Here is a 13,827-nt window from a genome sequence, read left to right on the forward strand (position 1 = left end):
CTTTGTCTTTTAAAATTGTCTTAAAAAGCTAAAAAGACACTAAGTTTTTAAGATACTAAGTAACTAAGTTCCAAAGTCCTTGATTTAGAGTTAAAAATATTAGCCAATTCTCATCTGACACTCTTAAAAGAAAAAAATGCCAAGTTTCTAAAATCCTAAGCTTTCTTTATTCGCTCAAAAAATCTTAAAAACTCAGCATCTTAAAAACTTAGTGCCTTTTAACCTAATCAAACTTTGATTTTGCTTCCACTTTCGGCCATGAATTATTGGTCACATCAATATCTGCAGTTTCTAATTTTGGATCGATCTGAATTTGTTTTATTGCTTTTGAAACAGCATATACTTTCTTTGTTGTTTCATTATTTTGTCTCCAAATCTGTGCCGGATATTTGTAATTATCAACCGTTCCGTCTTCATAAGTAATTTGAACTATAATAGGCATTGGCATTCCTCCTGGCTTATTGAATTCTACTTCGTAAAAGAATTTAGGATTCTTCAAATTTACTTTCTCTTCAGGAGCAACATTCTGGTCTACATAATCAGAAAGCAGTTTTACTTCTTCCAGTTCCATTGGTTTCTTTGAAGAAGAATTCAATTCTGAATTATCCCCGTCAACTAAATAAATAAATGGTCCTTTTTCAAAACCAAAACGTCCTTTTCTTACTTTAGTTTCTTTTAAAGCCACAGTTGGAGTTTCAGTAACAAAGTATTGCTTTACACTGTTAATTCCAATATCAACAAAATCTGTTGAATAAAACCAGCCTCTAAAAAACCAATCTAAATCAACCGCTGATGCATCTTCCATTGTTCTAAAAAAGTCTTCCGGAGTTGGATGTTTGAATTTCCATCTGTTTGCATACATTTTGAATGCATAATCAAACAGCTCACGCCCTATAATAGTTTCTCTTAAAATATTAAGTCCTGTCGCAGGTTTTCCATAAGCATTATTACCAAACTGAATAATACTTTCAGAATTCGACATAATAGGCTCTAAAAACTTTTGATCTCCGCTCATATAAGGGACAATATTTTTAGCCGGACCACGTCGAGAAGGATAATTAGTTCCTAACTCCTGTTCTGCCATATACTCCATAAATGAATTCAAACCTTCGTCCATCCAAGTCCACTGACGTTCATCTGAATTAACAATCATTGGAAAAAAGTTATGCCCAACTTCATGAATAATAACCCCCATCATTCCATTCTTAGTTTGTTCACTAGTCACTCCATTTTCGTCTGGACGTCCATAATTCCAACAAATCATAGGATATTCCATTCCTTGATCTTCTGCAGAAACTGATACTGCTTTTGGATAAGGGTAGTCAAAAGTATGAGATGAATAACTTTTTAAAGTATGTGCAACCGTTTTTGTGGATGTTTCACCCCAAAGCGGATTAGCTTCTTTTGGATAAACTGATTCGGCCATAACTACTCTGCTTCCCATCTGCACAGCCATGGCATCATAAATGAATTTTCTTGAAGTTGCAATACCAAAATCCCTAACATTTTTAGCACTAAATTTCCATGTTTTTTTCTTATCCGAAAATCCTTTTTCGGCCGCTTCAGCTTCGGCTTGTGTTACAATAACCACAGGTTTATCAAATGATTTTTGAGCCAATTCGTATCTTTTTAACTGTTCAGCTGTAAAAACTTCGCTTCTATTCATTAATTCTCCTGTTGCATCAATAACATGATCAGCAGGAACCGTAATATTTACATCAAAATTTCCAAATGGCAAAGCAAATTCACCGCCTCCCCAAAACTGCATATTCTGCCAACCTTCAACATCATTGTACACAGCCATTCTAGGATAAAACTGAGCTATAACGTATAATCTGTTTCCATCTTTTTCAAAGAATTCATATCCAGAACGTCCATTGCTTGTTTCTTTTTGATAATTATTAATATTATACCACCATTTTGTAGAAAAGGTAAGTTTCTCCCCTGGTTTCATTGGAGTAACCAAATTGATGCGCATCATGGTTTGATTGATAGTATAAGACATCGGATTTCCTTTTGCATCTTTTACATATTCTATATTAAAACCACGTTCCAAATCTTGTTTCAAATATTCATCTGTAAATTTAGCCAGAGTTAAAACAGATTCTATTTTATCGTTTTTGACTAATGGCGTTTGAGAATTTTTTGCCCCTTGGTTTTGATCCAGCTGCACCCACAAATATTCTAAATTATCTGGAGAATTATTATAATAGGTAATTGTTTCTGATCCGCTTAATCTAGTATTCTTATCATCAAGCTCAATATCAATCTTATAATCAGCCTGTTGCTGATAATAAGCAGGCCCTGGCGCACCTGATGCTGTACGAAACATGTTGGGCGTTGCCAATAAATCATACATTTGGCTAAATTTGTTTGTGTCGTACTTACCTGCTTGTTTAACAGCAGGAGTGACTGCTTTTTCCTGTGCCAATAAAATTGTTGGAAGAATAAATAATATTGAAAATTTTCTCATAAACTAAAGCTAGAGTTGTTTTTAAACGGTGAAAATAACAATTTTTAACAAAATTGCCGTTAACCATCAATATTTTAACACTTCTTTAGTTGATGTTTCTGTAAAAAGGAAGCTTCTTTTTACATTAAATGCAGTCACATTTACAATATTCTGCTGCGAAGCAAAATAATCGGTTAATATCGAATTATAAATTTCGATTTCTTTTATTTTCGAAATATCTTTAATACTTAAATAACAAACCAGCACATCTCCATCCATTTCCTTACTTAAGAAATTCATAGTTTTTGACTGTCCGTTAACTTTTAAAGAAAAACTCTCAGCTAGGTATTTTTTTAATAATTCTAAAGATTCAGCTGTCTCTTTATTTGTTCCAAAAAAAAACTTTTTACCGTGTTTTTTTTCTAAAGCCTTATCAAAATCATCTGCAAAAATGCGGGCCGTTATTTGAAGCATTTTCTTTTCGGGAGCATAATTAATTTGGTAAATGGCCATATAAAATTTATGCATGCCAAAACTGCTCATCGAAAAGATAAAAGCTAATAAAAGTAACGAAACTATCCGTTTTTTCATTTTTCTACAGAAGCAATATGTTTAAAGGCATCATATTTATTAATTAAAAAATCCATAATCTCAATCTGCTGTTTGGGATCAAGATAGGTTTTCGATTTAGGGTCATTCTCGCAATATAGGAGAAAGAGCCCAATTTGATCATCTTTGATTTTTAATTTATTGGTAAAAAAAGAATAACTGACACTATGCATAGCGACATTTGTGAAACTGACATCCGAAACAAAATCAGATTTTTCAGGATTATTTTTGAATAAATTTTTAAAGATTTTATTATAAACGCGAATAACATCCATAGCATTAGGATCACCTGTCCCAGAAGGTATCATCAAAATGTTATTTGGAGACGATTGACTATCATCAAAGTACTGAGTGTCAACAATTTTTTGTGTATTCCCAAATTCAGGATGCTGTACATGCTTAGCATAAACAACCACATTAAGTAATTCATTAGCAACTGCATGCAATTTTATTTTATAAAAGGAAGAAGTAAAATCCGAGACTTTAAGTATTACTTTTTTACTTTTAAAACCCAAACTTGTAATAACTAAAGTATCATTGGCTTTGGCCAAAATACTAAACAATCCTTTACTGTCGATCAAATCTCCTGTCTGTGAATTTACATTAAAAACCAAACCGCTTTCAATCGCCGTAGAATCATTAACTATTTTTCCATGCAGTGTTTTACGAGTTAGCATTTGGCCGAAACAAAATTGACAACTTAAAAACAAAACCAAAATTTTCAATATACTTTTCATTTATAATTACTTAGGTGACATAAACAGTTAAGGGAATCTTAAATCCAAAACTACGTTTTTTTACCTATTAAAATTACAACTTTATTTAAAACTTAAGTTTAAGAAGTATATTTATTTTTCATTAAATCCAGATTCAAATAAAAATCCGCAAACCCATATTTTAAAAACATAAAAACAAACTCATCTTTGTATTATTCCTGCTTTTCAGCCCTGTTTTGATTATAAACAAAAGCTAAATTTGTCATCAGAAACATGGACATTGTTTTATTTTTGCCGTCCAATGATTTTGCAAATTCAGTGTCTTCAACACAATAATATTGAAATCCTTTGATGAGTTCCTCAGGAATTTTTAACGTTTTGACATAGTATTTCTCATCAAACATATATTCCATTTTTTTCAAAAGCAGCTCTTTCTTTTCAATTTCAACATTCATTTTAAGAGTTTCTCTTTCGCCAGAAAGAAAGCTATAAAGACCTTGTATTCCTCCCGAGTTAGAATACAGCCTCCTTTCTTGAGGCGTAAACTTAATTTGCCCGCTACGAATTATTCCTAAATTTTCGGCAGTTATATTGGCATTTTTATTTATAATTACCTCGTCCAATTCAACACTGTTGAAAACCATGTCAACCACCATAGTTCCTGACTTATACTCATATCTGTAAACATACTTTTTCAAATACTTATAATCAATACCCGAAAAATTCAGTATATCTCCTTCTTTAGCCAAGATTGAAAAACAGCCATTATTATCGGTAACAGCCATCATCTTATTCATGCAGTTAATCACACTGATTCCTTCCAGATTTCTCGCATCGCAGACTACAGTACCAATTATGATTTTATCAGCATTAGTTTGTGCTGTCAAAAACTGGCATTGCCCTAAAAAAACAAATAATACAATTAAATTATTTTTCATACATAAATACAATTTATCTTTTGATAAAGAATTTTGCCCTATTATTTTTTATCACCACCTTGGTTTTTATTAAATTCTGAAGCCAATCCAACTATCAAAAACATACTCATGGTTTTATTTTTCTCCTTTAATGATCTAACAAAATCAAGGTCTTCAATACAATAATATTGAAATCCTTTAATGAGATCTTCGGGTATTTTCAAGGTTTCTATATAATATTTATCCTCAAACAAGTTCTCAATCTTTATCATCAAAAATTCCTTTTTTTCGATAGAAAGTTCTTTTTTCAACATTTTGGTTCTTCCGTTTATGGCGTTCAAAATTGGATCAACCGCCAACATCCCGCCTAACAAACCTAATAAATGTATAGGTTTAAAGTCACCAGCGGTCTGAAGCCTTCTCTCAGCTGTAGTTAACTTGACCTGATCTTTTGGAATTATTCCTAAATCCTCGGCATTTATATCCGAATATTTATTGATAACCACCTCATCCAATTCAATGGTTTTTGGAGTCAGATTAACCGCAATACTTCCTAAATTAAATTCCTTCTTATTGATGAATTTTCGCAAGTTTTCATAATTAACTGCCGAAAAATTTAGAATATCTCCTTCCTTGACAAAAATCGAAAAATGACCATATTGATCTGAAACAGCCATAACTTTACTTGAAGTATTCATAATATTGACACCTTCTAACGGAGATATATCATTGACCGTTATTTGCCCATTTATCCATTTCTCAACATTTGTTTGAGCTGCGGTCAGGTGAATTATGAAAAAAGAAATAAACAAAAAAGTAAAATTATTATTCACGAGCAATCAGTTAGTTGATATATCAAAAAAAAATCTTAATCCCAACTTCATCTACAAAATGTAAAAGTATCCCAAACCTCTCCAAATTAATTATTAATGCATTTGTAAAAGTTTGTTAATTAAAATAAAGCACCAACATATAAAAAAGCAATCATTTTATACCTTTACAAAGAATATTTACACATAAAAAAATGAAAAATTGCATTATTGCCAGTACTTCAACTTTATATAATGGAGAATACTTAGACTATTTATTGCCCGAACTGCAATTGCATTTTAAGGATTGCAAAACGATTCTTTTTATACCATTTGCAAGACCCGGCGGCATCTCACATGACGAATATACCTCGAAAGCAGCTGTAGCTTTCGCCAAAATAAATATTGAATTGAAAGGCATTCACACATTTGAAAACCAAAAGGAAGCCATCCAAAATGCCGAAGGTTTTTTTACAGGTGGCGGCAATACTTTCCTGTTGGTTACTCAATTGTACAAAAACGATCTGATGGATATACTCGCGGAAACTGTTAAAAAAGGAACACCATATTTGGGAACCAGCGCAGGAAGCAATATTTGCGGATTAACAATGCAGACCACAAACGACATGCCAATTATCTATCCTCCAAGTTTTCAAACTTTAGGATTGATTCCTTTCAATTTAAATCCCCATTATTTAGATCCCGACAATCAATCCAAACACATGGGAGAAACAAGAGAAACAAGAATAAAAGAGTTTCATGCCTTCAACTCATTGCCTGTATTGGGGCTTCGCGAAGGAAGCTGGCTAGACATAAAAGGGGAAAAAATTACTCTGAAAGGAAATTTACAAGCCAGGCTTTTTAGACAAAATCAATTACCCGAAGAACTGGAAACTGGAAGTGATTTGAGTTTTTTAAATTAAAAAAATAAACCATTAAGAAATTAAGAATAATTAAGCTTTAAAAACTCTTAATGTAGCTTAATTTGGATCAGGAGCAAAAGTTGGGGATTATGCAAAAAGATTGGATAATCTGAATAAGAAGAAATCTATATTTCTCACTCCTCTAAACTGACTTCTAAAAGCTTTTATTTTTGCATTGAAAGATTCGGCAGAAGCATTTGTGCTTCTATTGTCAAAATAGTTTAAAATTGACTGGTAGTTAAAAGTTATAGTATTGAGCAGAATATTAAAGTTTTTAAAGCCTGATTCCTCTACATTTCTATACCAATGCGCCAGTTTGGTCATGGCAATGTGTTTGTCATTGTTGTTATTGTAAATCCCTCGAAGTTGTTGATTTAGATTATATGCTGTCTTTATATCGGGGTATAATTCAAATAACATTTGAGCCCTTTCTTTTTGATTTTCAGTCCATTTTTCGCGAGATTTATAGAGTAGATACCTGCTTCTGGCCAAAAGTTGTTTTAGAGAATCTCCATTAGGCAAGAGCTCTGGGATATATGTTTTATTCTCTCTTTTTGCCTGCAATATCAATTGATTCTCAAAATCCATAGCTTCCCATCGATGCTTGATTCTAATCTCTTGTAAAGCTTCCAATGCTAATTTTTGAACATGAAACCTATCGGTCACTTGTATTGCTTTTGGAAAGCATCTCTTAGAGATTAGTTTCATGGAATTAGCCATGTCAAGTGTTATCTCTTTGACACAGCTCCTCTTCTTATAATCAATCTTACTGATGTGTTCTATAACCTGATCAGCCTTGGTTCCAGCAACAATAGCAACTAATGAACCTTTTTTGCCTTTGAATTTCTTGTTGGTTACAATAGTATAAAGTTCACCCTGAGATAAAGCTACTTCGTCAATTGATAAATGAGTACCTATATTTTCAGGATAAACAATCCATTGATGTGCATGTTCTCGTGGATCCCAAGTATTAAAGGAACTCAAGTGCTTTTTGTATTGTCTTTGGAGCTTCTTTCCGTTTACTCCGAAAAAACCTCCAATGGTATGACAATCGGTAGCGCTGTTATCTATTAATTTCTTTTAAAAAAGCCGCAAACTCTTGAGTCATGCGGGTTCCTTTGGCAACTAAATTCCAATCTCTTTTAATAATTTCTCCTGTGGTTTTATTAGTCCAGCGACGTCTTTTGATATGCAAATACACAAACTTACCTCTTAGAGGAAAATCCTGAATAGTGATCTCATCCAAAAAGCCCTTTGATACCAGTTCAAATGTATTAAACTCTTGTGGAGGCTTAATTTTTTCCTCAAAATACAAGTGTAATATTTCTTCTGTATTAGTAGTAGAAACCACTTCAAAGTGGTCTACTAAAAAATCAGGCAGCATCAATTTTAAAAGGTCAATAGGAGTCATCTCAAATTATAAGATTACAAAGCTCTTATTTTATTGTAACATTTCCTCCCAAGGTTTTGTTCTTGATCCCTTAATTTCTTAATGGTTCAAAAAAATAATTTTTTGAGCAAAAAAAACCTCAAATAAAATTTGAGGTTTTGGAGCGAAAGACGAGGCTCGAACTCGCGACAACCAGCTTGGAAGGCTGGAGCTCTACCAACTGAGCTACTTTCGCATTAATCATTAAAAATTACCCTTAAATCAAAAAATTGATTCTAGAGCGAAAGACGAGGCTCGAACTCGCGACAACCAGCTTGGAAGGCTGGAGCTCTACCAACTGAGCTACTTTCGCATTATTGAGGTGCAAAGATAAATAATAAAAACAGTTATTTGCAAATTTTTTTTAAAAAATAAACAGACATTTTTCAATAATACCTACAACCATTTTAAAACTAAAATGTTATGATTTTATTTTATTCAATAATCATGAAAAACATCAAATCAATAGCCTCTTTGCAAGTCTAATCTCTACGGCAAGGAGCCTTCAAAAAAGGAAATCCATTCAAAACATGTAAATTTGAAGAAAATAATTCATCCGAAGCAAATCATTTTGAATGGCTTTCAGAAGATATTTTAACAAGAATTGTATCAGTATTTTAAATTAATAATAGCATCTTTGCAGTTGCTATTAAATACAAGAAATGGCTAACATTACTTAATGTTTAAAAAAAACAAATTAAGAGAAATGAATAAATACTGCTTATTTATTGTCTTACTAGCGCTTCTAAGCTGTGGCAAAAAAGATTCCATCATCAATTTGGACACTTTCAAAATATCTGATTCGAATGATAAAGAAGGAGAAATCATTGAATTTGACAGTATATTAATTAGTCCGTTTAAAAGCAGATCACTTGCTGATTTTTATAGTTCCAAAAACAATCAAACCGTTTGGCAGTCTGAAAAAAATAGAAAAACAATCCTTGAAACAATTAAAAATTGCGAATCAGAAGGATTGAATCCATCAGACTATACTATTTCTAAATTACTGGGATTAGAAAAAAAATTTACAGAACTTGATGAAGATGAGCAAGTAAATTATGATTTATTGCTCACTTATAATTTTCAAAAATACCTGACTCACCTGCATAACGGAAAACTAAACCCCAAAAAGCTATATCCTAACTGGGATTTACATATCGAAGAATTAGATACCAAAGCCATTTTAAATAACGCCTTAGAAAAAGACTCTTTGGCTGGTGAAATAAAAAAATGCCAGCCCAGAGCATTGACGTATGGAAAATTAATAAAAGCATTATCCCTAATAAATGAATTTCCCGAAGACAAGACTGAACCTGTTGTTTCAGATGAAAAAATAGAACCCGACGCCACCAATCCGGCCGTAATTAATATTAAGAAAAAACTATTGTATTGGAAAGATTTAGAAAGCAATGACAGCATCACCTCACATTATGATACTGAAACTGTCGAAGCTGTAAAAAAATTCCAAACCCGTCACGGATTAATTTCTGACGGTATTATTGGCAAAAGCACAGTAACTGCATTGAATTTTACCAAAGAAGAAAGGAAACATCAAATCATAGCCAATCTGGAACGCTGGAGATGGTATGCCAAATCATTTGCTCAAAATTATGTCCTAATCAACATTCCCAATTACAGTTTAAATGTGATAGAAGATCAAAACATTACAATGAGCAAACGTATTGTTGTGGGAAAAAGCAAAAGAAAAACTCCTGTATTAACTTCTATATTGCAAACTGTAGTTTTTAACCCTACTTGGACGGTACCTCCAACCATTTTAAAAGAAGACCTCATTCCTGAAATGATGCAAAACAGAAACGCTTTAAAAAATAAAGGAATTGGAATATACGATTCCAAAAATAATGAAGTTGATCCAGCAAAATGGGATCCCAACAGACCAAGAGGATATCGTTATGTACAAAAGCCAGGCTATTACAATGCTCTTGGGGTTGTCAAAATTAATTTTCCAAACAAATACAGCGTTTACCTGCATGATACTAATCACCGCAATTTATTTGAACGTAACAACCGCTCCCTAAGTTCAGGCTGTGTGCGTATTGAAAATCCTTTGGAATTTGCCCAGCTCCTGCTAGACAATCCGAAAAAGTATTCTATGGAAAAAATTGACTCTATTGTCGCTACAAAAACAACGCTTTTTCTGGGCATAAAAAAACGCTATGCCATATACCAATGGTACTGGACAGCGTGGAGTGAGGATAACGAATTGATTTTTAGAACAGACATTTACAATTTAGACGCCGATCTCTATACTCAATTACGAAAATAAATTATTTTCTTTTGATTTAATAATTGAAGGATGATAAATATACAAACACGACTGCCCTTTAATCATTGTAATAATTTCTGATACACATTCGACAGGAACAGCAGGACATCCTTGACTTCTGCCTAATCGTTTATGATTCTTTATAAAAGATTCCGAAACATAATCGGCGCCATGAAGAACAACTGCTCTGTTTCGTGCATTATCGTTTAAGCCTTTTTCCAAACCGTCTAATTTTAGAGAAACACCATGTTTCCCTTTATAAACTTCTCCTGTAACATAAAACCCTAAACTGCTTTTGAAAGATTCCGGCGTATTTGAAAAATCATTAGCAAATTCCTCTCCGGTATTTCTTCCGTGAGCCACTAATGTTTGAAACAACACCAAATTACTTGACAAATCAATAATCCAAAGGCGCTTTACATTAGATGACAAACTAAAATCAACAAGAGTTAATATGTTGCTTTTTACTATTCCTTTTTCCTGTAGTGAATAAAATCCTTTCAAGGCTTCACTAAAACAGTCTTGCTTTGGCAATTCAAATTGATTTGCCTGCAAAGCATTATAAACACTTTCAATTTTGGAATCTATATTAGATTTCAAAACGGAAGCAATTTTCTTTTTTGGAATACTTTTATGTGTATTTATTACGTTTCTTGAAAATGCAAATAAACTAAAAACTAAAAACAACGCGAAAACCGACTTATAAACTGCTGTATATCTATTCATTATAATCAATTAGGGATTTCAAAAATACAAACAATAATCATTTATCAAAATATAAATTGCATTTTATCGATAAAATTAACGTTTTGTCGTCTATTTAAAGCAAAAAAAAATTACTCGTAAAATGATATTTTATAATAAACTTCCTTACTTTTGACGTAAACCACTGTTTTTTATGACATTAACCCGCAATTTTATTGTATTTTTAACAATTTCAAGCATTGTCCATATCTATGGTCAAAGGAAAATTATTCATACGAATTCTATTACTTCAAAAATTTCAATTGATGGAAAATTAAATGAAGAAGCTTGGATGTCAGCAGAAACAGAATCCAATTTTGTCATGTATCAGCCTGATAATGGCAAGCCAATAAATGAAAATAAAAAAACTGAAGTCAAAGTGTTATATGACAATGATGCTGTTTATATTGCAGCCGTATTATACGACGAAAACCCTTCTAAAATAAAAAAGGAAATTACCAATCGGGACAGTTTTGGCGTAACAGATTATTTTTCGGTTTTTATCAATGGATTTAATGACGGGCAGCAGGACTTCAGATTTTATGTAACCGCAGCCGGAGTACAGATAGACTGCATTGCAACCGAAGATTACAAAGATTTTTCATGGGACGCTATTTGGGACAGCAAAACAGCTATTACCGATAAAGGCTGGATAGTGGAAATGAAAATTCCGTATGCCGCAATACGTTTCCCTAATGCATCAAAACAAACATGGGGAATTAATTTCCTAAGAAACATACAAAGAGATGTACAGGTATATTCCTGGAATCGGATTGACACTAAAATTGGAGCGGAACTTACCCAAAACGGCATATTAGAAGGCATTGAAAACATTAAAACACCTACCCGATTATTCTTCATCCCTTACGGTTCATTTTACTATCAAAAAGATGACTTCCAATCAGATAACACCTTTAAAGGCGGTTTAGATATTAAATATGGAATCAGTGACGCTTTTACGCTGGATGCGATTTTAGTTCCTGATTTTGGCCAGACCAAATTTGACAATGCAATTTTGAACCTAGAGCCATTCGAACAGAAACTAGATGAAAACAGGCCTTTCTTTACCGAAGGAACCGAACTGTTTTCTAAAGGAAACTTATTCTATTCCCGAAGAATTGGAGGTTTTCCAAGTGCTGAACCTATTCTGGAAAAAAATGAAGTAATTACAGATTATCCAAGCACTGTAGATTTACTCAACGCGATTAAAGTCTCAGGGCGTACCAAGAATGGGTTAGGAATAGGTTTCTTGAATGCCATCACAGAAAAAACATACGCCACAATAAAAGACACAATAACTTCTGCTGCAAGAAAAGAAACCATTGAACCGCTTACAAATTATAACATAATTGTATTAGACCAGCGCTTTAACCAAAATTCCTCCATAACCTTTATCAATACAAACACAATCCGAAACGGCGGATTTAGAGATGCAAACGTTTCGGGCCTTTTATTTGATTTAAATACAAAGAAAAACAGCTACAGCTTAAATGGAGATTTTAAATACAGCAGCATAAACACCTACGAAGATTATAACGGCTATAAAACAGCATTGAATTTTGAAAAAACAAGCGGAAAAATTCGTTACGAAATTTCAGGAAAATATATTTCAGAAAATTATGATATAAATGATCTTGGATTAATTTTTTACACCAACTATCACGCCGCTTATGGCAATATAAGTTATAGGATTCTTAACCCAACTACTGTTTTTAATTCATTTAAAATAACACAGGAAGCCAATTTAGAAATTCAAAATACAACAGGAAAATTTCAAGAAGATTATCTGAAAACTACTGTCGGAGCCTCTTCATTAAACAACACATATTATGAATTTTCTGCTCTTTATACACCACAGGAAACGTATGATTTTTATGAACCCCGCGTTTATGGCCGCTATGTTCGTGTTCCTAAAAGATTATCCTCTTATTTTGGATTTGAATGGAACAGAAACCATGCATTTACAATTGATGCAACCACCTCTTTTGTAAAATATGACGAAAAAAACAGACAGACTTATGGCATCTATATCAATCCAAAATACCGGTTTAGTAATCAATTTTCTTTAGAATACGCTTTAGAATACACTAACAAAAAAAATGACAGAGGCCGAGTTGGATATGACAATAACGGTATTGTCTTTGCGGAAAGAAACAGAGAAATTCTTTCCAATATACTCACAGGAAAATTTGCGATCACCAACACAATGGCTTTAAATCTTGATGCCCGATATTATTGGTCCTATGCCGATAACCATGAATTCTTCACTCTACAAGACGATGGAAGCCTAACTCCTAATTCAAGTTACAATCTAAACAAAAACAGAAATTTTAATTCTTGGAATTTAGATCTTTCTTACTCATGGTGGTTTGCTCCCGGAAGCGAAATTATTCTCCTGTACCGAAATTACGCCTTAGAAGAAACCAATCAGGTTGAAAAAGACATTTCTAGCAATCTTTCACACATTTTCAATAGCAATCAAACAAATATCTTTTCAGTCAGCATTCGCTATTACATTGACTACAATGTGGTAAAAAACAAATTTTAATATTTTATTTGTTATAACTGTAACGTAACTATAATTAGGTACTAAGGGGATGTATTTTGTTTTTTTGCCATTAACAAAGTATTGAATAATAGTCCTGCTAATAAAACTGATTGAGAGGATTTCCTTTTTTTTATGCTTTTCAGAAAAATAATTATTCGAAAAGATAAAAAAACAAGGGCAATTTGTGCTGCATTTTTCAATCTTTAAATCATTCAATAGATTTCGGATTTACAAGACAAAATTCTCCTCAAAAATTCCGTTTTTCACTCTGGTTTTTTGCGGGCTTTTTTTGCAGTTTTTTTAGAAAAAACCGCTTTTTGCAACACAATTTTAAGTATTTGTTGCACTTCTCTTTTTTATGTATAATAGTGGTTTTGACTCACTTCTATTTTT

The 13,827-nt window shown here is 32.6% G+C and carries 11 protein-coding genes and 2 tRNA genes; 3 read left to right on the plus strand and 10 right to left on the minus strand.

All coding sequences use genetic code 11. From position 1 onward, the window contains the following. Window positions 1-223: 223 nt before the first annotated feature. The 5 genes from CLU83_RS13145 to CLU83_RS13165 all read right to left on the minus strand — a co-directional run bounded on the left by CLU83_RS13145 (window position 224) and on the right by CLU83_RS13165 (window position 5,527). The gene (locus tag CLU83_RS13145; protein ID WP_100432034.1) at window positions 224-2,473 is read right to left on the minus strand and encodes a M1 family metallopeptidase; all 2,250 of its coding nucleotides are present in this window, start codon (window positions 2,471-2,473) and stop codon (window positions 224-226) included. Between the two features lie 66 nt (window positions 2,474-2,539). Continuing rightward, complete coding sequence (locus tag CLU83_RS13150) at window positions 2,540-3,043, minus strand: DUF6702 family protein (protein ID WP_100432035.1); 504 nt, start codon at window positions 3,041-3,043, stop codon at window positions 2,540-2,542. Further along, the gene (locus tag CLU83_RS13155) at window positions 3,040-3,738 is read right to left on the minus strand and encodes a hypothetical protein (RefSeq protein ID WP_157802095.1); all 699 of its coding nucleotides are present in this window, start codon (window positions 3,736-3,738) and stop codon (window positions 3,040-3,042) included. The genes CLU83_RS13150 and CLU83_RS13155 overlap by 4 nt, the downstream gene beginning before the upstream one ends. A gap of 251 nt (window positions 3,739-3,989) precedes the next feature. After that, a complete protein-coding gene (locus CLU83_RS13160; protein WP_100432037.1) occupies window positions 3,990-4,715 on the minus strand; it encodes a hypothetical protein in 726 nt (241 codons plus the stop codon). 41 nt (window positions 4,716-4,756) lie between these two features. Continuing rightward, a complete protein-coding gene (locus CLU83_RS13165; protein WP_232727108.1) occupies window positions 4,757-5,527 on the minus strand; it encodes a carboxypeptidase-like regulatory domain-containing protein in 771 nt (256 codons plus the stop codon). A gap of 191 nt (window positions 5,528-5,718) precedes the next feature. Between CLU83_RS13165 and pepE the strand changes: the two genes are divergently transcribed. Beyond that, the gene (gene pepE / locus CLU83_RS13170) at window positions 5,719-6,426 is read left to right on the plus strand and encodes a dipeptidase PepE (RefSeq protein WP_100432038.1); all 708 of its coding nucleotides are present in this window, start codon (window positions 5,719-5,721) and stop codon (window positions 6,424-6,426) included. Between the two features lie 87 nt (window positions 6,427-6,513). Here the strand turns inward: pepE and CLU83_RS13175 are convergent, their stop codons facing one another. The 4 genes from CLU83_RS13175 to CLU83_RS13190 form a co-directional block, all read right to left on the minus strand. Continuing rightward, window positions 6,514-7,467, minus strand: a complete 954-nt coding sequence (locus CLU83_RS13175; RefSeq protein ID WP_198512334.1) for a transposase — start codon at window positions 7,465-7,467, stop codon at window positions 6,514-6,516. A gap of 22 nt (window positions 7,468-7,489) precedes the next feature. Beyond that, a complete protein-coding gene (locus tag CLU83_RS13180; RefSeq protein WP_100429739.1) occupies window positions 7,490-7,837 on the minus strand; it encodes a transposase in 348 nt (115 codons plus the stop codon). A gap of 138 nt (window positions 7,838-7,975) precedes the next feature. Next, window positions 7,976-8,051: transfer RNA gene (locus CLU83_RS13185), tRNA-Gly, on the minus strand. A gap of 44 nt (window positions 8,052-8,095) precedes the next feature. Further along, window positions 8,096-8,168, minus strand: a tRNA-Gly gene (locus CLU83_RS13190). Window positions 8,169-8,561: 393 nt separating this feature from the next. Here CLU83_RS13190 and CLU83_RS13195 point away from each other — a divergent pair. Next, window positions 8,562-10,142, plus strand: coding sequence for a murein L,D-transpeptidase (locus CLU83_RS13195; RefSeq protein WP_100433730.1), 1,581 nt, complete (start codon window positions 8,562-8,564; stop codon window positions 10,140-10,142). On the opposite strand, the gene CLU83_RS13200 is transcribed toward CLU83_RS13195, so the two are convergent. Then, complete coding sequence (locus tag CLU83_RS13200; protein WP_100432039.1) at window positions 10,131-10,868, minus strand: murein L,D-transpeptidase catalytic domain family protein; 738 nt, start codon at window positions 10,866-10,868, stop codon at window positions 10,131-10,133. The genes CLU83_RS13195 and CLU83_RS13200 overlap by 12 nt on opposite strands. Window positions 10,869-11,040: 172 nt before the next feature. On the opposite strand from CLU83_RS13200, the gene CLU83_RS13205 reads away from it, so the two are divergent. Further along, window positions 11,041-13,434, plus strand: coding sequence for a DUF5916 domain-containing protein (locus CLU83_RS13205; protein WP_100432040.1), 2,394 nt, complete (start codon window positions 11,041-11,043; stop codon window positions 13,432-13,434). Window positions 13,435-13,827: the final 393 nt, after the last annotated feature.

The sequence above is a fragment of the Flavobacterium sp. 1 genome, from assembly GCF_002797935.1.
Lineage (GTDB): Bacteria > Bacteroidota > Bacteroidia > Flavobacteriales > Flavobacteriaceae > Flavobacterium.

Excerpts from the sequence above, each read along its gene's own strand:
- CLU83_RS13145 (WP_100432034.1), bottom strand. The coding sequence starts at position 2,473 with ATGAGAAAATTTTCAATATTATTTATTCTTCCAACAATTTTATTGGCA.
- CLU83_RS13150 (WP_100432035.1), bottom strand. The coding sequence starts at position 3,043 with ATGAAAAAACGGATAGTTTCGTTACTTTTATTAGCTTTTATCTTTTCG.
- CLU83_RS13155 (WP_157802095.1), bottom strand. The coding sequence starts at position 3,738 with ATGCTAACTCGTAAAACACTGCATGGAAAAATAGTTAATGATTCTACG.
- CLU83_RS13160 (WP_100432037.1), bottom strand. The coding sequence starts at position 4,715 with ATGAAAAATAATTTAATTGTATTATTTGTTTTTTTAGGGCAATGCCAG.
- pepE (WP_100432038.1), top strand. The coding sequence starts at position 5,719 with ATGAAAAATTGCATTATTGCCAGTACTTCAACTTTATATAATGGAGAA.
- CLU83_RS13180 (WP_100429739.1), bottom strand. The coding sequence starts at position 7,837 with ATGACTCCTATTGACCTTTTAAAATTGATGCTGCCTGATTTTTTAGTA.
- CLU83_RS13195 (WP_100433730.1), top strand. The coding sequence starts at position 8,562 with ATGAATAAATACTGCTTATTTATTGTCTTACTAGCGCTTCTAAGCTGT.
- CLU83_RS13200 (WP_100432039.1), bottom strand. The coding sequence starts at position 10,868 with ATGAATAGATATACAGCAGTTTATAAGTCGGTTTTCGCGTTGTTTTTA.
- CLU83_RS13205 (WP_100432040.1), top strand. The coding sequence starts at position 11,041 with ATGACATTAACCCGCAATTTTATTGTATTTTTAACAATTTCAAGCATT.